The organism is Pseudomonas sp. KB-10 (genome assembly GCF_018221585.1).
Taxonomy (GTDB): domain Bacteria; phylum Pseudomonadota; class Gammaproteobacteria; order Pseudomonadales; family Pseudomonadaceae; genus Aquipseudomonas; species Aquipseudomonas yangonensis.
In genome coordinates this window covers 112,498-131,146 of the sequence record NZ_QYYB01000003.1, presented here as the reverse complement: position 1 = coordinate 131,146, position 18,649 = coordinate 112,498, and the positions used below count along the sequence as shown (strand labels likewise).

The window sequence follows — 18,649 nt, the reverse complement described above, 5'->3', positions numbered from 1 at the left end:
CTTTAGCCATGGTTCGGCATCCGTTACCATAGCCGGCTTTTTCACGCGGGAGACAGGCATGGCGCAGTATCAACCGGGGCAACGCTGGATCAGTGACAGCGAAGCGGAATTGGGTCTGGGAACCATCCTCGCCGAGGAAGGCCGCCTGCTCACCGTGCTCTACCCGGCCACCGGCGAAACCCGCCAATACGCCACGCGCAATGCCCCGCTGACCCGCGTGCGCTTCGCCCCGGGTGACGAGATCACCCATTTCGAGGGCTGGAAGCTCACCGTACAGGAAGTCGAGGACATCGACGGTCTGCTGGTCTACCACGGCCTCAACGCTCAGCATCAGCCGGTCACCCTGCCGGAAACCCAGCTATCGAACTTCATCCAGTTCCGCCTGGCCAGCGACCGCCTGTTCGCCGGCCAGATCGACCCGCTGGCCTGGTTCGCCCTGCGCTACCACAGCCTGGAACACAACAGCCGCCTGCTGCAGTCGTCGTTGTGGGGCCTGGGCGGCGCACGCGCCCAGCCGATCGCCCACCAGTTGCATATCGCCCGCGAAGTGGCCGACCGCATCGCCCCGCGCGTATTGCTGGCCGACGAAGTGGGCCTGGGCAAGACCATCGAAGCCGGCCTGGTGATCCATCGCCAGCTGCTCTCCGGCCGTGCCAGCCGCGTGCTCATCCTGGTCCCGGAAAACCTGCAGCACCAGTGGCTGGTGGAAATGCGCCGGCGTTTCAACCTTGACGTTGCGCTGTTCGACGCCGAGCGCTTCATGGAAAGCGACGCCAGCAACCCCTTCGAGGATTGCCAGCTGGCACTGGTCGCCCTGGAGTGGCTGAAGGACGACGAAAAGGCTCAGGACGCGCTGTTCGCTGCCGGCTGGGACCTGCTGGTGGTCGACGAAGCCCACCACTTGGTCTGGCACCCGGAACAAGCCAGCGCCGAATATTCACTGGTCGAGCAACTGGCCGAGGTCATCCCCGGCGTGCTGCTGCTCACCGCCACCCCGGAACAGCTCGGCCAGGACAGCCACTTCGCGCGCCTGCGCCTGCTCGATCCGGCTCGCTTCCATGATCTGCAAGCCTTCCGCGCCGAGAGCAGCCAGTACCGCCCGGTGGCCGAAGCGGTGCAGGAGCTGCTCGACCAGGGCAAGCTCAGCGCCCAGGCGCGCGATGCCATCGGCGGCTTCCTTGGCGACGAAGGCCGTGAACTGCTCGATGCCATCGACGGCGGCAATAGCGAGGCCCGATCGCGCCTGGTACGCGAACTGCTCGACCGCCACGGCACCGGCCGCCTGCTGTTCCGCAATACCCGCGCCGCGGTGCAGGGCTTCCCCGAACGCGAGCTGCACCCCTACCCGCTGCCGAGCCCGGACGAATACCTGGAGCTGCCGGTCGGCGAGCACGCCGAGCTGTACCCGGAAGTCAGTTACCAGGCGCAGGAAGAGATCGACGACGAGCAACGCTGGTGGCGCATCGACCCGCGCGTCGAGTGGCTGATCGACACCCTGAAGATGCTGAAGAAATTCAAGGTGCTGGTGATCTGCGCCCACGCCGAAACCGCGCTGGATCTGGAAGACGCCCTGCGTGTGCGCTCCGGCATCCCTGCCACGGTGTTCCATGAAGGCATGAGCATCCTCGAGCGCGACCGCGCAGCCGCCTACTTCGCCGACGAAGAATTCGGTGCCCAGGTGCTGATCTGCTCGGAAATCGGCTCCGAGGGCCGCAACTTCCAGTTCGCCCATCACCTGGTACTGTTCGACCTGCCGGCCCACCCGGACCTGCTCGAACAGCGCGTCGGCCGTCTCGACCGTATCGGCCAGAAACACCGCATCCAGCTGCACGTGCCCTATCTGGAGAACAGTCCGCAGGAGCGCCTGTTCCAGTGGTACCACCAGGCGTTGAACGCCTTCCTCGCCACCTGCCCCACCGGCAACGCCCTGCAACATCAGTTCGGCCCACGCCTGCTGCCGATGCTGGAGAACGCCGACGACGGTCAGTGGCAGCAACTGGTGGACGAAGCCACCGCCGAACGCATTCGCCTGGAAGGCGAACTGCACAGCGGTCGCGACCGCCTGCTGGAGCTGAACTCCGGCGGCGCCGGCGAAGGCGAGGCGCTGGTCGAGGCGATCCTCGAGCAGGACGACCAGTTCACCCTGCCGATCTACATGGAAGAGCTGTTCAACGCCTTCGGCATCGACAGCGAAGACCACTCCGACAACGCCCTGATCCTGCGCCCCAGCGAGAAGATGCTCGATGCCAGCTTCCCCCTGGGCGATGACGAGGCAGTGACCGTCACCTACGACCGCGAGCAGGCCCTGGCCCGCGAGGACATGCAGTTCCTCACTTGGGAACACCCCATGGTCCAGGGCGGCATGGACCTGGTGCTGTCCGGCTCGATGGGCAACACCGCGGTGGCGCTGATCAAGAACAAGGCGCTCAAACCCGGTACCGTGCTGCTGGAGCTGCTTTACGTCAGCGAAGTGGTCGGCCCGCGCAAGCTGCAGCTGGGCCGCTTCCTGCCACCGGCTGCGCTGCGTTGTCTGCTCGACGCCAATGGCAACGACCTGGCGCCGAAGGTCGGTTTCGAGACGCTCAACGACCAACTCGAAAGCGTGCCACGGGCCAGCGCCAACAAGTTCGTCCAGGCCCAGCGCGATGTGCTGGCCAAGCAGATCAATGACGCCGAAGCCAAGATCATGCCGCGCCATGTCGAGCGCGTGGCCGAGGCCAAGCGTCGCCTGATCGCCGAACTGGACGAGGAACTGGCCCGCCTGGTCGCCCTGCGCGCGGTCAACCCGAGCGTACGCGACAGCGAGATCGAGGCTCTGCGCGAGCAGCGCGAGCAAAGCCTGGCGATGTTCGACAAGGCTGCCCTGCGCCTGGAAGCGATTCGCGTACTGGTTGCGGGCTAACTCTTGGGGGCGCTGGGCAGCGCCCCTTACTTACGGTCCCTCGAGGTAGCCCGGATGCAATCCGGGAAAGGCAGGCACTTTGCTCGCGGATTGCATCCGGGCTACGACCCAAAAGCGTTACCCGCCCAGCTCATCCAGCCTTTTCTGCAGAAACTGCCGATCCGGCCCTTGCTGCGCCAGCGCCAGGGCCTGGCGGTAGGCAGCTATTGCCTGCTCGTGACGGCCCAGCCGGCGCAGCAGATCGGCACGCGCCGCATGGACCAGGTGGTAACCCTGCAGTTCGCCCGCAGCCAGCAATCGGTCGATCTCCACCAGCCCCGCCTGTTCGCCATCGCGCATGGCCAGTGCCACGGCGCGGTTGAGTTCGATCACCGGCGACGGAGCCAGGCGCAACAGCTCGTCATACAGGCCGACGATCTGTAGCCAATCGGTTTCTTCCAGGCTGGCCGCCTCTGCGTGCACTGCGGCAATCGCCGCCTGCAGGCTGTAGGGGCCGAAACGCCGCGAATGCAAGGCCTGCAGCACCAGCGCCTCGCCTTCGGCGATCAGCTCGCGGTTCCACAGGCTGCGATCCTGAGCGTCCAGCAGAATCACCTCACCATCGACGCCGCTACGTGCAGCGCGCCGCGACTCGTGCAGCAACATCAGCGCCAGCAGCCCCTGCACTTCCGGCTCGGGCAGCAGCTCCAGCAGCAAGCGTCCCAGGCGAATCGCCTCGTCGGACAACTGGCTGCGGGTCAGCGAATCACCGGAGCTGGCGAAGTAGCCTTCATTGAACACCAGATAGACAACGCGCAGCACCGCCTCCAGGCGCTCGGGCAGCTCGCTGCGCCCCGGCACCTCGTAAGGGATACGCGCATCGCGAATCTTCGCCTTGGCCCGCACGATGCGCTGGGCCAGGGTCGCAGGACTGGATAGAAAGGCGCGGGCGATCTCTTCGGTGGTCAGGTCGCACACCTCGCGCAGGGTCAGAGCCACCTGGGCATCACTGGCCAGCGCCGGGTGGCAGCAGGTGAAGATCAGGCGCAGGCGATCGTCTTCGAGCAGTTCGCCTCCCTCGACGTCACCCTCGTCGGGCAATTCGGCCTGCTCATCCAGCGGCTGGAAGCGACGCTGCCGGCGCAGGTTGTCGATGGCCTTGAAGCGCCCGGCAGACACCAGCCAGGCGCGTGGATTGTCCGGCACACCGCAGTGCGGCCATTGCTCGACCGCACCGCGAAACGCCTCGTGCAGCGCCTCCTCGGCCAGGTCGAAATCGCCGAGCAGACGAATCAGGGTCGCCAGCACTCGGCGCGACTCTTCGCGGTAAAGGCGTTCGATCAGTTCGCTGACCGGTGGCGATATCGACATGCGCTTCTCCTGAACGAACGCCTACGGTGCCCAATACCGCTGGCGGCGTCGAGTGGCGGCACGATCCGCCCCCCGATTTGGCATCTCCTGCGTTGGCAGCCATTCGACCACTGGGCATAGTCGCGCATTCCAGTAATGAAGGGAGTCATGTGATGCAATGGTTGCTGCTCGGTCTCTTGGGTGCTGCGCTATTTCTCTACGGCCGAATCACCGGCGATACGCAGCTCAGCCTGTTGAGCAAAGGCATACCGGTGCTCGCCCTGCTTTTGTGGTTGCGCCAGGGGCCGGCCGGCACCTATCGCCGCTGGATCGCCATCGGCCTGCTGTTTTCCCTGGCCGGCGACCTCCTGCTGGACTGGCCCGGCGATCTGTTCGTGTTCGGCCTTGGCGCCTTTCTGCTCGGGCACCTGGCCTACCTGCGCGCCTATTGCTCCGACAGCCGGCAGCCTGCCCTCGCCGCCCTGCTACTGGCACTGATTGCCGGCGGTGCGATGTTCGCCGTACTGGCCAGCAGCGGACTGGGCGAGCTGCTGATTCCGGTGGCCTGCTATGCCACGGCGATCAGCCTGATGCTCTGGCGCGCCCTGGCCCGCATCGGCCACCCGGACCTGCAGCCGCGCTCCACCTGGCTCGCCGCCGGCGGTGCGGCGCTCTTCGTATTGTCCGACAGCCTGATCGGCATCGACCGCTTCGTCGCCAGCTTCGACGCAGCGCCTTACGCCATCATCCTCACCTACTGGCTCGGCCAGTGGGGCATTACCGCTTCGGCCTTCCAGCGCAGCAACAGCGCCTGACTGTTGCGCCGCACTTGGCTAAAATGCCGGCCTTTTCCGCTACCCGTTGCGACTGCCGTGAGCCAAGAACCCGATCGCCTATTTGCCCAGCCACTGGCCGAGGTGCCCGACTTCGTCTTCAACGAGGACGTGGTGCGGGTGTTTCCCGACATGATCAAGCGTTCGGTGCCCGGCTACCCGACCATCGTCGAGAACATCGGCGTGCTCGCCGGCCAGTTCGCCCAGCCGCACACCATCCTGTACGACCTGGGCGCCTCACTCGGCGCGGTGACCCAGGCGCTGCGCCGACATGTGAAGGTGGACGGCTGCCAGGTGATCGCGGTGGACAACTCCCCGGCCATGGTCGCGCGCTGCAGCGAATACCTGCATGCGCAGGACGCCATGTTCCAGGAATTGCTGCCGGTGGAGGTGATAGAGGCCGACATCCTCGCCCTCGACCTGCAACCTGCCTCCCTGGTCACGCTGAACTTCACCCTACAGTTCATCCCGCCGGAGCAGCGCCTGGAATTGCTTACGCGCATCCGCCAGGCACTGCTGCCCGGTGGTGCGCTGATCCTTTCGGAGAAGCTGCGCTTCGAGGACGCCGCCGAGCATGAACTGCTCACCGAGCTGCACGTCGCCTTCAAGCGCGCCAACGGCTACAGCGAACTGGAAATCGCCCAGAAGCGCAGCGCCATCGAGAAGGTGATGTTGCCAGACAGCCTCGAGCAGCATCGCGAACGCCTGCTGGCTGCCGGCTTCAGCAAGGTGCTGCCCTGGTTCCAGTGCCTGAACTTCGCCTCGCTGGTGGCCCTGCCATGATGCGCGATCTGCACCTTGATGCCCTGCAAGCGCAACTGGCCGGCACCCCTTTGCAGGATTGGGCGGCCGATCTGCCCGGCCAGCTCGACGCCAAGCTGGCCGTTGGGCATGGTGACCTGGCGCGCTGGTATGGCGCGGTACAGGCGCTTCCGGACCTGCCGGTGAGCGAGGTGGAGCTGGCTCAGCGCTTCGCCTTCGGCGGCGCCTGCGACGAAGCCACGCGCGCGCGCTTGAAAACGGCCCTGCAGGGGCTGATTCCCTGGCGCAAGGGCCCATTCGAATTGTTCGGCGTGCATATCAACACCGAATGGCGTTCGGACTGGAAGTGGCAGCGCGTCGCGCCCCATCTTGACCTGGCCGGCAAGCGCATCCTCGACGTCGGTTGCGGCAACGGCTATTACATGTGGCGCATGCTCGGCGCGGGGGCGGACAGTGTGGTCGGCATCGACCCCAACTGGCTGTTCCTCTGCCAGTTCCTGGCGATGAAGCGCTACCTGCCGGAGCAACCGGTGTGGCACCTGCCGCTGGCCTTCGAGGAACTGCCGGCCAAGCTGCAGGGCTTCGACACTGTGTTTTCCATGGGTGTGCTCTATCACCGTCGCTCGCCCATCGACCACCTGCTCGATCTGAAGGATGCCCTGGTCAAGGGCGGTGAACTGATACTCGAAACCCTGGTGGTCGAAGGCGATGCCGAACAGGTGCTGGTGCCTGAAGACCGCTACGCGCAGATGCGCAACGTCTGGTTCCTGCCCTCGGTGCCGGCGCTGGAACGCTGGCTGCGCCGCGCCGGTTTCGAGGACGTGCGTTGCGTGGATGTCAGCACCACCTCGGTGGACGAACAACGCGCCACCGAGTGGATGCGCTTCCAGTCGCTGCCGGAATTTCTCGACCCGACCGACCACAGCCGCACCGTCGAAGGCCTGCCGGCACCGACCCGCGCGGTGCTGATTGCACGCAAGCCTTAACGGCTTCACACGTAAGGCGGGAGCAAGACGCCAGGCTGCGATTGGTGGCTTGCTCCCGCGCTACCCACGCAACCAGCACGTCCGCCGCTGTGCGATCGAGCGCAGCGGTTCACGCGCCCCCTGCTCCACCACGCCACGGGCACTGCCCAGGCGAATCCGGCCCTCTATGTCCTGTGCCAGCAGACGGCGCATACGCCGGCGCCAGAACCAGGCTCCGACCCAGTCGACGATGGCGTTCTGCAGGTCCAGCGGCCACATGGCCGGCATGTAGAACTCGGGCATCGGCGGGCGCGGCTTATCGTGCTTGCTCGAACTGTTCATGACCTTTCCTCCATTTCGCTGCCAGGCCTGTGCCGGGCTTGCGATCAGGATGAAACGCGCCTATCGTTCAAACAAACGACAAATATCAAATTCAGAGTTAAGTAATATTTAACGATTATGAACGCCACCGTCTCCCTGCCACTTCTGGAAAGCGATGTGCTACGCACCTTCGTCGCCATCGCCGACAGCGGCAGCTTTACCCGCACCGCCGCCCAGGTGTTTCGTAGCACGGCTGCCGTCAGCCTGCAGATCAAGCGACTTGAGGAGACCCTCGGCCAGCGCCTGTTTATCCGCGAAGCCAGGCGCGTGCAATTGACCGCCGAGGGCGAGGTATTGCTGGGCTACGCCAGACGCCTGCTCAAGCTCAATGAAGAGGCAGTGGCACGTTTTCTCACCCCGACGCTGACCGGCCGCGTACGTTTCGGCACGCCGAACGATATCGGCGACCGCGTGCTACCGGGCGTATTGACCCTGTTCGCCCGCAGCCATCCGGCCGTGGAGGTGGAAGTGAACGTGGGGCGCAGTGTGGAGCTGGTGGCCAAGCTCGATGCCGGCGAACTGGATCTGACCCTGATCAATGCCGGCAACGACGGCCTGGACGACGCGCGCGGCGAAGTGATCTATTCCGAAGAACTGGTTTGGGCGGGCCGCGATGGCGGCCTGGCCATGCAACGCTCGCCGCTCCCATTGGCGCTGGCCAACCCCGGCTGCGCCTGGCGAAGGACGGCGATCGATGCACTGGATCGCCAGGGGGTGGCCTACCGCATCGCCTACTCCTGCGAGCAGTGTGCGGGGCAGGAAGCGGCAATGACCGCCGACCTGGCCATCGCCCCCTTCCCACGCAGCCTGGTCAAGCCACCGTTACGTCGGCTCGGCGCGGAACAAGGCCTGCCCGCGCTGGGTGAGTACCACATCAAGCTGATCCGTGGTCATCAGCGTAATGACGCCATCGAGGCGCTTGCCATGCAGATGATCCAGGCATTCAGCCAGGGCTGAACGAACGAAGTGGAAGGCGCTTCAACGGCGACAGACCATCGAAAGTCGCGGCTGAAGCCCCTCCCACAAAGTCCGCTAGCCGCGATTGGCCGCAGCGACAATAAGTGCCTTCATCTCTGCCACCGCCTGCTTGAAGCCGACGAACAGCGCATGGGCGACGATGGCGTGGCCGATGTTCAGCTCGTTGATGCCGGGAATCGCGGCGACGGCTTCGGCATTGTGGTAATGCAGGCCGTGACCGGCGTTGACGATCAGCCCGTGGTTAAGGCCGCAGATCACACCCTCGCGAATACGCGACAGTTCATGAGCCGCCTCCTCTGCCGTGTGGGCATCGGCGTAACGACCGGTATGCAGTTCGATGGCCGGTGCGCCGACGCGCATGGCCGCCTCGATCTGCCTTTCTTCGGCGTCGATGAACAGCGACACCTCGCAACCGGCCAGGGTCAGGCGCTCGACCGCCGCGGCAATGCGCGCTTCCTGCCCGGCGACATCCAGACCACCTTCGGTGGTCAGTTCCTGGCGGGTTTCCGGCACCAGGCAGACATGCGCCGGGCGGATCTGCTCGGCGAAGCCGAGCATGAAGTCGGTGACGCCCATCTCGAAGTTCATTCGCGTCTGCAGCACGTCGGCCAACACGCGCACGTCGCGGTCCTGAATGTGCCGACGATCTTCGCGCAGGTGCACGGTGATACCGTCGGCACCGGCTTCCTCCGCGTCCAGCGCGGCCTTGACCGGGTCCGGGTAGCGTGTGCCACGAGCCTGGCGCAGGGTGGCGACGTGGTCGATGTTCACGCCGAGCAGAATACGATTGGCCTCAGTCACGCTTGGACTCCTTGAGCGTCATGAAAAGTTCGCGGCTGACCAAGGGTCTGCCGCCAAGATGAGGTGCCAGCGCCTGGCGCATCAGGCGCTTGGCAGCAGCCAGTGCGCCCGGCGTCTGCCAGTCGGCCTCGGCCATGGCCAGCAGCTCGCGGCCCTGAAATACACCGGGCTGCAGTTGTATCACCGGCACCAGGCCGATGTCCTGCTGCCAGCGGTAAAGTGCCGCGGGATCGATGGGTTGGTCGTACTGGTCGCGATCCAGGGCGAAACCATAGCCCAGCTCGTCCAGCAGGCGCCATTCGAATGCACGCAGCAGCGGCTCCAATTTCCGGCCCGCGGCCAGCGCCTGTAGGGTCAGACCGTAGTGTTCGAGCATCACGGGGTGCGGATCTTCGGCCGGCAGCAGGCGAATCAGCAATTCGTTGAGGTAGAGCCCGGAGAACAGCGCCTCGCCGGTCAGCAGCAGCGGGATGCCGGCGCTTTCCAGGCGCCCCACCGTCTTCAACTCGCCGCGCCCGCGCAGCTCCAGTTCAAGCGGTGCAAAAGGCCGCGCAATGCTGCCAACCTTGCCGCGTGCGGCGCGCAGTACCGCACGAACGCGGCCCTGAGCGGTGAAGAAATCCACCAGGGCACTGCTTTCCTTGTACGGTCGGCTATGCAGAACGTAGGCGGCAGGAGTCATGCAGATAACCGCCAGAATGCGCCACGCGCAACACCGAGGATGCGCACGACGCCGCGATCAATCCAGGTAGCCCAGCGAACGCAGGGCGCGTTCGTCGTCGGACCAGCCACCTTTGACCTTGACCCAGAGGTTGAGCATCACCTTGGAGTCGAACATGGTTTCCATGTCCTTGCGGGCATCCGCGCCGATGCGTTTGATGCGCTCACCCTTGTCGCCGATGATGATTTTCTTCTGCCCGTCGCGCTCCACCAGGATCAGGCCGTGGATATGCAGAATGCGGCCCTCCTGCTTGAACTCTTCGATCTCCACAGTGATCTGGTACGGCAGCTCGGCGCCGAGCTGACGCATGATCTTCTCACGGATCAGCTCGGCAGCCAGGAAGCGGCTGGAGCGGTCGGTGATCTGGTCTTCCGGGTAGAAATGTTCGGATTCCGGCAGACGCTCGCCCACCAGTTTCTCCAGGGTGTCGAGGTTCTGTCCCTGCAGCGCGGAGATCGGCACGATCTCGGCCTGCGGCAGTTGCTCGGCCAGCCAGTTCAGGTGCGGCAGCAGCTCGCTCTTGTCTTCCAGACGATCGGCCTTGTTCACCGCCAGCAGGATCGGGCATTTGACGTGCTGGACCTTTTCCAGCACCAGTTGATCCTCGTCGGTCCAGCGCATGCGGTCGACCACGAACACCACCACGTCGACGTCCTTCAGCGCAGTGGACGCACTTCGGTTCATGTAGCGGTTGAGCGCCTTGTCGTTGTGCTTGTGCAGGCCGGGCGTATCGACGTAGACGGCCTGGATGTCGCCCTCGGTCTTGATCCCAAGCATGTTGTGACGGGTGGTCTGCGGCTTGCGCGAGGTGATCGCCAGCTTTTGTCCGAGGATGTGGTTGAGCAGCGTCGACTTGCCCACGTTGGGCCGGCCGACGATGGCGACGTAGCCGCAGCGGGTAACAGGTGCATCAGTCATTGCCATTCTCCACCCCAAGGGCGATCAGCGCCGCAGCCGCAGCGACCTGCTCGGCGATACGCCGGCTGCCGCCCTGGCCCAGGGTCTTTTCATTGAGCAGGGCCACCTGGCACTCGACCATGAAGGTACGGCAGTGCGGCTCGCCCTGAACGTCCACCACCTCGTAACGAGGCAGTTCGCAGGCGCGCGATTGCAGAAACTCCTGCAGGCGCGTTTTCGGATCCTTGTTGGTATCGACCAGCGTCAGGCCGTCCAGCTCGCCGGTCAGCCAGTCCAGCACGCGCTCGCGCGCCGCCTCCATGCCGGCATCCAGATAGATGGCGCCGATCAGCGCCTCCAGCGCATCGGCGAGGATCGACTCACGGCGGAAACCGCCGCTCTTCAGCTCACCGGAGCCCAGGCGCAGGTATTCGCCCAGCTCGAAACCGCGCGCCAGCACGGCCAGGGTCTCGCCCTTGACCAGGCGCGCGCGCAGGCGCGACAACTGACCTTCGCGGGCCTGCGGAAAGCGCTCGAACAGCGCCTCACCGGCTACGAAGTTGAGAATGGCATCACCGAGAAATTCCAGCCGCTCGTTGTTGCGGCCGGCGAAACTGCGATGGGTCAGAGCCAGGATCATCAGATCCTGGTCCTTGAAGCTATAGCCGAGCTTGCGCTCGAGGCGGGACAGATTGGGACTCACGGCATCCGTACACGAAATTCTTTGTCGAAATTCACCACCAGATCGAGGTTCTCGATCAGCGGCTCGCGTTTTTCATATTTGAGGTGGACCAGAAACTCGTTGTTTTCCACCTTCACCTGCATGGCGTCGCGCATGTTCAGGTCACGAATGTTGTTGACCTGCATACCCTTGCTCACGTGGTTGTAAAACTCACCGACGGTGCGAACATCCGAAGCCTTGTCGGTTTCTACCGAGGTAATGATTTTCTCCATGGACATATAGTCCAGGTAATGCGGCAGCACCTTGAACGCTGTGCTGGCGAAGAATGCCACTACGGCCAGAACCACCAGCCAACCCAGAATGGAAAGCCCCTGCTGCGAGCGCGCGAAAGTCATGTATATCCCCAATAGACGGTCTTGTTGGAAAGCCTGATGGCTAAACTCTTTATAGCCTGCGGCGCTGTATTGAACAGCGCGCCAGTGCTCAATGAATCAGGCCGACCCGCGAGAAGTTGGGCAGATTGCCAGTCTTGGGCTCAGGCCAGCTCATCCAGATGGCGAATGCCTTACCGACGATATGGTCGTCAGGGACCATGCCCCACAGCTCCTGAGGGATATGACGATCGCGCCAGTAACGGCTGTCATTGGAGTTGTCACGGTTGTCGCCCATCATGAAGTAGTGCCCTTCCGGCACCACCCATTGGCCGCCGGGCTCGCGGCGCATGCGCGTCATTTCCTTGCGGATGGTGTGCTCGATCTGGCCGAGACGCTCCTGATAGAGCACCGCACCACCCAGACTGCCCGGCTCTTCGCCGATCAGTTTCTCGGCCACTGGCTCGCCATTGATCAGCAGGCGCTTGCCCTGGGTGTACTCGATGCGATCACCCGGCAGCCCCACCACGCGCTTGATGTAGTTGATGGTCGGGTCGCTGGGGTAGCGGAACACCATCACATCACCGCGCTGCGGGTCGCCCACCTCGATGATCTTCTCGTCGATCACCGGCAGGCGGATGCCATAGGCGAATTTGTTGACCAGGATGAAATCGCCTACTTCCAGGGTCGGCTTCATCGAGCCCGAAGGAATCTGGAACGGCTCGACCAGAAACGAGCGCAGCACCAGCACGATGGCCAGCACCGGGAAGAAGGATTTGCCGTACTCGACCAGCAAGGGCTCCTTGCTCAGGCGCTCCAGCACCCTGTCGTCCGGATCGTCGACCCGCCCCTGGTACGCCGCAATCGCCGCACGGCGGCGCGGAGCCAGCAGAATCAGATCGATCAGGGCCAGGAAGCCGCAAACGGCGACCGCGATAACCAACAGGAGCGGGAAATTGATCGACATAGAGCCTTAGCTATCCAACCTGAGCACAGCGAGGAAGGCTTCCTGTGGGATTTCCACGTTGCCGACCTGCTTCATGCGTTTCTTACCGGCCTTCTGCTTCTCGAGCAGCTTCTTCTTACGGCTCACGTCGCCACCGTAACACTTGGCCAGTACGTTCTTTCTGAGGGCCTTGACAGTGGTCCGCGCGATGATCTGGCCGCCAATGGCTGCCTGGATCGCCACATCGAACATCTGCCGAGGAATCAGTTCCTTCATCTTCTCGGTCAACGCACGGCCCTTGTAGGCCGCGTTGTCGCGGTGAACGATCAATGCCAGGGCATCGACCTTGTCGCCGTTGATCAGTACGTCCAGCTTGACCAGGTTGGCAGACTGGTAGCGGTCGAAATGATAGTCCAGCGAGGCATAACCACGGCTGGTCGACTTCAGACGATCGAAGAAGTCCAGCACCACCTCGTTCATCGGCAGGTCGTAGCGAACCTGAACCTGGGAACCGAGGAATTGCATGTCACGTTGTACGCCGCGCTTCTCGATGCACAGGGTGATGACGTTACCCAGGTGCTCCTGCGGCACCAGAATGGTCGCGGTGACGATCGGCTCGCGGAAGTCGGCAACGGACGAAACGTCCGGCAGCTTGGACGGGTTGTCGACGGTGATGGTTTCACCGGTCTTGAGCTCGAGCTCGTAGATCACGCTCGGCGCGGTGGTGATCAGGTCCAGATCGTACTCGCGCTCCAGGCGCTCCTGGATGATCTCCATGTGCAGCATGCCGAGGAAGCCGCAACGGAAGCCGAAGCCCAGAGCGTCGGAGCTTTCCGGCGCATACTGCAGCGACGAGTCATTGAGGGTCAGCTTCTGCAGGGCGTCGCGGAAGTCCTCGAAATCGTCGGAGCTGACCGGGAACAGACCGGCGTAAACCTGCGGCTGGATCTTCTTGAAGCCCGGCAGCACTTCGACTTCGGGAGTCGAGGACAGGGTCAGGGTGTCACCGACCGGCGCACCGTGAATGTCCTTGATGCTGGCGATGATGAAGCCCACTTCACCGGCCTTGAGGTCAGCGGTGGCGGTATGTTTCGGGGTGAAGACACCGACGCTGTCGACCAGATGCACCTTGCCGGTGGATTTGACCAGAATCTTGTCGCCCTTCTTCACGCGGCCCTGGCGCACGCGCACCAGCGAGACCACGCCCAGATAGTTGTCGAACCAGGAGTCGATGATCAGCGCCTGCAACGGAGCATCGATCTCGCCCTCGGGCGCAGGGATGGTCTGCACCAGACGCTCGAGCACCTCGTCTACGCCCATGCCGCTCTTGGCGCTGCAGGCTACGGCGTCGGTGGCGTCGATGCCGATGATCTTCTCGATCTCGTCCTTGACGCGGTCGGGGTCGGCCTGCGGCAGGTCCATCTTGTTCAGCACGGGCATCACTTCCAGGCCCTGCTCGATGGCGGTGTAGCAGTTGGCAACCGATTGCGCCTCGACGCCCTGCCCTGCGTCCACCACCAGCAGCGCACCCTCGCACGCTGCCAGCGAACGCGAGACTTCATAGGTGAAGTCAACGTGGCCGGGCGTATCGATGAAGTTCAACTGGTAGATCTTGCCGTCCTGCGCCTTGTAATGAAGCGTGACGCTATGGGCCTTGATAGTGATGCCACGCTCACGTTCCAGATCCATGGAGTCCAGAACCTGAGCCTCCATTTCACGCGCGGTGAGACCGCCACACAGCTGGATAAAACGGTCAGCCAGGGTCGACTTGCCGTGGTCGATGTGGGCAATGATGGAAAAATTGCGGATATGACTCAGGTCACTCACGGATCAACACTCAAAGAAGGCGCAGGCAAGACGCTTGCCGAAAATAGCCGCGGATTGTACCCGATCCCTCATGACCGCGTCACGCCTGCACAACGCTGGCGCGGATACGAAGAAGGGCGCTCGAAAGCGCCCTTCTTCAGTATTGCCGGATTACTCGGCCAGCTTGAAGGTGATGAAGCTGGCGCGCCCCTGACGCAGCACGCGCATGGATACCGAACGATTCTTCGGCAGCTCCTGCGCGACCTTGGTGAAGGTGCTGGTGGAGTCGATGGCCTGGTTGTTCAGGTGTGTGATCACATCGCCCGGGCGCAGGCCGATCATGGCCGCCGGGCCGTTGAGCACTTCTCTGACCACGACGCCACCCTTGAGGTCGAGGCCCTTCTTCTGCTCGGCAGTCAGTTCGACGACGGTCACGCCCAGGCGATTGTTGCTGCGCTCACTTCCCTGAGATGACCCCGACGAGGCCAGTTCCTGGCCATCTTCCGGCAGGGTGCCGACCGTGACGCTGAGCTTCTTGCGCGAACCATCACGCACGATATCCATTTCAGCCTTTTCGCCCGGCTTCAAGCCGCCGACCAGATGCGGGAGGTCGGCCGACATGATGATCGACTTGCCATTGAGGCTGAGGATCACATCGCCCACCTGCAGACCGCCCTTGTCGGCCGGACCGTCTTCCAGCACCTGCGCGACCAGTGCACCGGCTGGCTTGTCCAGACCGAAGGATTCAGCCAGGTCCTTGTTCACTTCCTGAATCACCACGCCGAGCCAACCGCGGGTCACCTTGCCGTCAGCCTTGAGCTGATCGGCAACCTGCATGGCCACTTCCATCGGAATAGCGAAGGACAGCCCCATGAAACCACCTGAGCGGGTGAAGATCTGCGAGTTGATACCCACGACTTCGCCCTGCAGGTTGAACAACGGGCCGCCGGAGTTACCCGGATTGATCGCCACATCGGTCTGGATGAACGGCACGTAGCTGTCGCTCGGCAGGTTACGCCCCTTGGCGCTTACAATGCCGGCGGTCACCGAGTGATCGAAACCGAACGGCGAACCGATAGCCAGCACCCACTCGCCAACTTTCAGGTCATCGGCCTTGCCCAGGCGCACCACGGGCAGATCCTTGCCTTCGACCTTGAGCAGCGCGACGTCGCTGCGCGGATCGGCGCCGATCAGCTTGGCCTCAAGTTCGCTTCGATCAGACAGACGCACAATGATCTCGTCGGCATCGGCGACCACATGATTGTTGGTCATGATGTAGCCGTCCGGCGAGATGATGAAACCGGAGCCCAGCGACTGCGCCTCGCGCTGGCGACCGCCAGGGTTACGCGGCATCTGCGGAATGCTGCGTTCGAAGAACTCGCGGAACATCGGCGGCAGCCCTTCCAGATCAGGCAGGCCTGGCTGACCGGCAACGGCGCGCTCGGGCATCTTCTGCCGGGTGCTGATATTGACTACCGCAGGCGAGGCCTCCTCTACCAGATCGGTAAAGTCAGGCAGACTGGCCTGGGCCAGCAAGCTCTGCCCCCAGAGCAAGGCAACCGCCAGCAGCGGCGCAATGGACTTGAGTTTTCTCATCGAACTACGACTCCCCATGTAAAAACTCGGACACTCTCAACCCGCCGCTGGTACAGATACCAGCAGCGTACGTAGGACAACAGGCTGCAATAAGGGGTTCTCGGCAACGCGAGCTGCGCGCCAGCGAACCATCAGCCAACTGGCGGCCAGGCCGATCAGACCGGCGAGGATCACCAGAGGCTCGGACAGCCCCAGGCCGTCCGCCAGCAGCGCAGCGGCGAACAAACCCAGAAGCGGAAGGAGATAAACAAGAAGAGAACTGCGCACCAGCAGATCCTCGCGCACACCAATGATCACGGTGTCGCCAATCGCCAGCTGCATTTGACTGAGAGCACGCACATAACCACGCTGCCGCCCCACACCCAGACGATCCATCAGCCCCTGGCCACAGGCCGCATTGGCCGAACAACTCGAGCAGGTACTCTTACGCAGGGTCTCGACCCAGACAGCGCCGGGCTCGAGCGCCACTACACGCCCCTGCTCTTCGATCATTGGCTCGCCTGTTCAGGCACTCCGGCACGCATGGACAAGGCAACGCGTTCGGCAGTGCCCAACGGGATCTCACCCACCACGGTCACCATGGCGTCGCCCGAACCGGTCGTCATACGCCGAGAAACGGCCACCGTCGGCCCCAGCTGGCTGCGCGCGTCTTCAACGACACTGCCATTGAGCGGCTCGATGAAAACCGAGAACCGCGCCAGGCCATCGCCGTACATCAGGTAAGCGACCGGGTCGTCGGCAGACGCGCCACGGCGCGACTGCGCAGTGGTCAGAGTGAAGCCAGGCGGCAACCAGTCCGACCGCCAGCGCCCTTCGGCCATGCTGTCAGCTGTACGAAATTGCACCGCACGGCAACCTGAACTCGGCTGCATGGCATCATCCACCGGCGTGGAAGTGTCCAGCTGGGCGAACTGGAAACGTTCGAGAAGCTGGCCACGCTCATTCAAGAGCAGGGACTTGAGTGGCAGACCGGTTTCCCGATCAAGATGCAATTCGAAACCGTAACGATGCTGGTCCCTGGGTGCGAGCATCAACACGTCCGCGGCCCGATTGGCGATGCGCGACTGGCCGGCGACACGAATGTCGTACCAATTGCTCAGCTGCTCGGCATCAAGCTGACGAGCAGGCCAGGCGGCCTGACCTTCACTAACCTGATCAGCCAGTGCGCCAGTGACGCACTGAGCCTTGCCGTCAACCTTCAACACTTCCTGTGCAGGGCCATCGAGCTGCAGAAGGCGCTCACGAACCTGCCCCCCCTGCTCCACCCGATGCCACACGGCGTGGGTGGAGAAACTACCATTACGCTCATAGATGAACGTACCCTGAAAACTTTGCTGACGCTCTGCCGCAGCAAGGCGTCCCAGCAACTCCTGAACCTCGGAGGCCTGCACCGGCAGTGCCAGCAGACCGCCGAGCAGGCAGAGGGGAATCGCGCGCATGTGACTCCTTAGGCGCTTAGCGGTTTTCCAGACTCGCAGCACGAGCGTAAGGGAGAGCGGTTTCACCGCTACCCATCACGGCTTCCTGTGCATGTTGACGCAGATAGTTCGGCAGGCGCTGCTCATGCCAGCTGGCAGTACCAGCCTGGGCAGGTTCGCCGACTTCTTCGCTGCTGTTGTAGCCAGCCAGCACGGCAGGACCTTGCACCTGAGGCACCGAAAGTACCGGAGCAGCGTCCTGCTGGGCCAGTTCGGCACCCGTCAGTTCGTCCTGATTGTAAAAACGCACACCCGCCAGCACCGCCAGGGTCACCGATGCGGCCACAGCCACACGCCCGACACTGCGCCAGATGGGCGCCTTGCGCGCCGGAGTGGCTTCGTCGGCCAATGCCGCGGAAACCGCAGATGCGATGTCCAGTTGCGGTACCAGCAACTCACGGTGCATGGCTGCACGGGCTACCTGGTAACGCGACCAGGTACCACGCAGTTCACCATCCTCGCTGGCTGCGAGCACTCGCCGCAGTTCCAGTTCGTCCGCTTCGTTATCCATCACCGCGGACAGCGATTCCTGCAGGGTTTCACGACTCATGGCGTACCTCTCTTGGCTGTCGCCGCTGCCTTAGGCTTCCTGCAACAAAGGTTGCAGGGACTTATCAATTGCCTCACGTGCACGGAAAATCCGCGAACGTACCGTACCCACGGGACATTGCATGACGCTGGCAATGTCCTCGTAACTCAAGCCTTCGAACTCACGCAGGGTCAAAGCCGTGCGCAGGTCATCCGGCAGCTGTGCGATGGTTCGATGCACGGTGGCTTCGATCTCGTCGCGCAGCAATGCCCGCTCCGGTGACTCGATATCCTTGAGGGCATGGTCGCCGTCATAGAACTCCGCGTCATCGCTACTGACATCACTATCTGGCGGCCGCCGACCGCGGGACACCAGATAATTCTTCGCCGTGTTGATGGCGATGCGGTACAGCCATGTATAGAACGCGCTGTCACCGCGAAAGTTTCCCAACGCCCGGTAGGCTTTTACGAACGCCTCCTGAGCGACATCCTGAGCCTCGTGGGTGTCGTGCACGAATCGCACGATCAAACCGAGGATTTTGTGCTGATACTTCAGCACCAACAGATCGAAGGCACGCTTGTCACCACGCTGCACTCGCTCGACCAGCTGCTGATCATCTTCCTGGGTTAGCATGCACTCTCCTCGTTACGCTTGGAGGAGGTTTGCGCCCGT

19 protein-coding genes are annotated in these 18,649 nt (G+C 63.3%); 5 read left to right on the top strand and 14 right to left on the bottom strand.

What is annotated here, in order from left to right; genetic code table 11:
* Positions 1–58: 58 nt before the first annotated feature.
* Positions 59–2,902, top strand: coding sequence for an RNA polymerase-associated protein RapA (gene rapA, locus DXK50_RS09100; RefSeq protein WP_212630085.1), 2,844 nt, complete (start codon positions 59–61; stop codon positions 2,900–2,902).
* Positions 2,903–3,019: 117 nt separating this feature from the next.
* Here the strand turns inward: rapA and DXK50_RS09095 are convergent, their stop codons facing one another.
* Positions 3,020–4,252 carry an RNA polymerase sigma factor gene (locus DXK50_RS09095; RefSeq protein WP_212630084.1) on the bottom strand — a complete coding sequence of 411 codons (1,233 nt, stop codon included), beginning with the start codon at positions 4,250–4,252 and terminating at the stop codon, positions 3,020–3,022.
* Between the two features lie 152 nt (positions 4,253–4,404).
* Here DXK50_RS09095 and DXK50_RS09090 point away from each other — a divergent pair, with 152 nt between their 5' ends.
* From DXK50_RS09090 to cmoB, 3 genes are read left to right on the top strand one after another with little or no spacing between them, the layout of a single operon-like run.
* Entirely contained in the window at positions 4,405–5,046 is a 642-nt protein-coding gene (locus DXK50_RS09090) for a lysoplasmalogenase (protein WP_161866581.1), read from the top strand.
* 57 nt (positions 5,047–5,103) lie between these two features.
* Positions 5,104–5,847: a carboxy-S-adenosyl-L-methionine synthase CmoA gene (cmoA, locus tag DXK50_RS09085; RefSeq protein WP_212630083.1), complete on the top strand. Its 744-nt coding sequence runs from the start codon at positions 5,104–5,106 to the stop codon at positions 5,845–5,847.
* Positions 5,844–6,812, top strand: coding sequence for a tRNA 5-methoxyuridine(34)/uridine 5-oxyacetic acid(34) synthase CmoB (gene cmoB, locus DXK50_RS09080; RefSeq protein WP_212630082.1), 969 nt, complete (start codon positions 5,844–5,846; stop codon positions 6,810–6,812). The genes cmoA and cmoB overlap by 4 nt, the downstream gene beginning before the upstream one ends.
* Before the next feature lie 60 nt (positions 6,813–6,872).
* Here cmoB and DXK50_RS09075 read toward each other — a convergent pair whose 3' ends face one another.
* The gene (locus DXK50_RS09075; protein ID WP_212630081.1) at positions 6,873–7,133 is read right to left on the bottom strand and encodes a hypothetical protein; all 261 of its coding nucleotides are present in this window, start codon (positions 7,131–7,133) and stop codon (positions 6,873–6,875) included.
* Positions 7,134–7,250: 117 nt separating this feature from the next.
* On the opposite strand from DXK50_RS09075, the gene DXK50_RS09070 reads away from it, so the two are divergent.
* The gene (locus DXK50_RS09070; protein ID WP_161866585.1) at positions 7,251–8,129 is read left to right on the top strand and encodes a LysR substrate-binding domain-containing protein; all 879 of its coding nucleotides are present in this window, start codon (positions 7,251–7,253) and stop codon (positions 8,127–8,129) included.
* Between the two features lie 75 nt (positions 8,130–8,204).
* On the opposite strand, the gene pdxJ is transcribed toward DXK50_RS09070, so the two are convergent.
* The 12 genes from pdxJ to rpoE all read right to left on the bottom strand — a co-directional run bounded on the left by pdxJ (position 8,205) and on the right by rpoE (position 18,610).
* Positions 8,205–8,951, bottom strand: coding sequence for a pyridoxine 5'-phosphate synthase (gene pdxJ, locus DXK50_RS09065; RefSeq protein ID WP_161866586.1), 747 nt, complete (start codon positions 8,949–8,951; stop codon positions 8,205–8,207).
* A complete protein-coding gene (recO, locus tag DXK50_RS09060; protein ID WP_212630080.1) occupies positions 8,944–9,633 on the bottom strand; it encodes a DNA repair protein RecO in 690 nt (229 codons plus the stop codon). Before recO ends, pdxJ begins: the two co-directional genes overlap by 8 nt.
* 57 nt (positions 9,634–9,690) lie before the next feature.
* Positions 9,691–10,596, bottom strand: coding sequence for a GTPase Era (gene era / locus DXK50_RS09055; protein ID WP_178101852.1), 906 nt, complete (start codon positions 10,594–10,596; stop codon positions 9,691–9,693).
* The gene (rnc, locus tag DXK50_RS09050) at positions 10,583–11,272 is read right to left on the bottom strand and encodes a ribonuclease III (RefSeq protein WP_161866588.1); all 690 of its coding nucleotides are present in this window, start codon (positions 11,270–11,272) and stop codon (positions 10,583–10,585) included. The genes era and rnc overlap by 14 nt, the downstream gene beginning before the upstream one ends.
* On the bottom strand, positions 11,269–11,646 hold the full coding sequence (locus tag DXK50_RS09045; RefSeq protein ID WP_024307441.1) for a DUF4845 domain-containing protein: 378 nt from the start codon (positions 11,644–11,646) through the stop codon (positions 11,269–11,271). The genes rnc and DXK50_RS09045 overlap by 4 nt, the downstream gene beginning before the upstream one ends.
* An 88-nt stretch (positions 11,647–11,734) precedes the next feature.
* Positions 11,735–12,589 carry a signal peptidase I gene (gene lepB, locus DXK50_RS09040; protein WP_161866589.1) on the bottom strand — a complete coding sequence of 285 codons (855 nt, stop codon included), beginning with the start codon at positions 12,587–12,589 and terminating at the stop codon, positions 11,735–11,737.
* A 6-nt stretch (positions 12,590–12,595) separates the two neighbouring features.
* Positions 12,596–14,395, bottom strand: a complete 1,800-nt coding sequence (gene lepA, locus DXK50_RS09035) for a translation elongation factor 4 (protein WP_212630079.1) — start codon at positions 14,393–14,395, stop codon at positions 12,596–12,598.
* 150 nt (positions 14,396–14,545) lie between these two features.
* Positions 14,546–15,970, bottom strand: coding sequence for a DegQ family serine endoprotease (locus DXK50_RS09030; protein ID WP_161866591.1), 1,425 nt, complete (start codon positions 15,968–15,970; stop codon positions 14,546–14,548).
* Positions 15,971–16,006: 36 nt separating this feature from the next.
* On the bottom strand, positions 16,007–16,462 hold the full coding sequence (locus DXK50_RS09025; RefSeq protein ID WP_212630078.1) for a SoxR reducing system RseC family protein: 456 nt from the start codon (positions 16,460–16,462) through the stop codon (positions 16,007–16,009).
* The gene (locus DXK50_RS09020) at positions 16,459–17,409 is read right to left on the bottom strand and encodes a MucB/RseB C-terminal domain-containing protein (RefSeq protein ID WP_161866593.1); all 951 of its coding nucleotides are present in this window, start codon (positions 17,407–17,409) and stop codon (positions 16,459–16,461) included. The genes DXK50_RS09025 and DXK50_RS09020 overlap by 4 nt, the downstream gene beginning before the upstream one ends.
* A 16-nt stretch (positions 17,410–17,425) precedes the next feature.
* Positions 17,426–17,998, bottom strand: a complete 573-nt coding sequence (locus tag DXK50_RS09015) for a sigma-E factor negative regulatory protein (protein WP_212630077.1) — start codon at positions 17,996–17,998, stop codon at positions 17,426–17,428.
* A gap of 30 nt (positions 17,999–18,028) precedes the next feature.
* Positions 18,029–18,610, bottom strand: a complete 582-nt coding sequence (gene rpoE, locus DXK50_RS09010) for an RNA polymerase sigma factor RpoE (RefSeq protein WP_003245473.1) — start codon at positions 18,608–18,610, stop codon at positions 18,029–18,031.
* Positions 18,611–18,649: the final 39 nt, after the last annotated feature.

Bases quoted from the DNA above. Each gene is read 5' to 3' on its own strand.
- DXK50_RS09045 (WP_024307441.1), bottom strand. From the start codon at position 11,646: ATGACTTTCGCGCGCTCGCAGCAGGGGCTTTCCATTCTGGGTTGGCTG.
- recO (WP_212630080.1), bottom strand. From the start codon at position 9,633: ATGACTCCTGCCGCCTACGTTCTGCATAGCCGACCGTACAAGGAAAGC.
- rapA (WP_212630085.1), top strand. From the start codon at position 59: ATGGCGCAGTATCAACCGGGGCAACGCTGGATCAGTGACAGCGAAGCG.
- rpoE (WP_003245473.1), bottom strand. From the start codon at position 18,610: ATGCTAACCCAGGAAGATGATCAGCAGCTGGTCGAGCGAGTGCAGCGT.
- era (WP_178101852.1), bottom strand. From the start codon at position 10,596: ATGGCAATGACTGATGCACCTGTTACCCGCTGCGGCTACGTCGCCATC.
- DXK50_RS09095 (WP_212630084.1), bottom strand. From the start codon at position 4,252: ATGTCGATATCGCCACCGGTCAGCGAACTGATCGAACGCCTTTACCGC.
- lepB (WP_161866589.1), bottom strand. From the start codon at position 12,589: ATGTCGATCAATTTCCCGCTCCTGTTGGTTATCGCGGTCGCCGTTTGC.
- DXK50_RS09015 (WP_212630077.1), bottom strand. From the start codon at position 17,998: ATGAGTCGTGAAACCCTGCAGGAATCGCTGTCCGCGGTGATGGATAAC.
- DXK50_RS09025 (WP_212630078.1), bottom strand. From the start codon at position 16,462: ATGATCGAAGAGCAGGGGCGTGTAGTGGCGCTCGAGCCCGGCGCTGTC.
- DXK50_RS09020 (WP_161866593.1), bottom strand. From the start codon at position 17,409: ATGCGCGCGATTCCCCTCTGCCTGCTCGGCGGTCTGCTGGCACTGCCG.
- DXK50_RS09090 (WP_161866581.1), top strand. From the start codon at position 4,405: ATGCAATGGTTGCTGCTCGGTCTCTTGGGTGCTGCGCTATTTCTCTAC.
- DXK50_RS09075 (WP_212630081.1), bottom strand. From the start codon at position 7,133: ATGAACAGTTCGAGCAAGCACGATAAGCCGCGCCCGCCGATGCCCGAG.
- DXK50_RS09070 (WP_161866585.1), top strand. From the start codon at position 7,251: ATGAACGCCACCGTCTCCCTGCCACTTCTGGAAAGCGATGTGCTACGC.
- DXK50_RS09030 (WP_161866591.1), bottom strand. From the start codon at position 15,970: ATGAGAAAACTCAAGTCCATTGCGCCGCTGCTGGCGGTTGCCTTGCTC.
- cmoB (WP_212630082.1), top strand. From the start codon at position 5,844: ATGATGCGCGATCTGCACCTTGATGCCCTGCAAGCGCAACTGGCCGGC.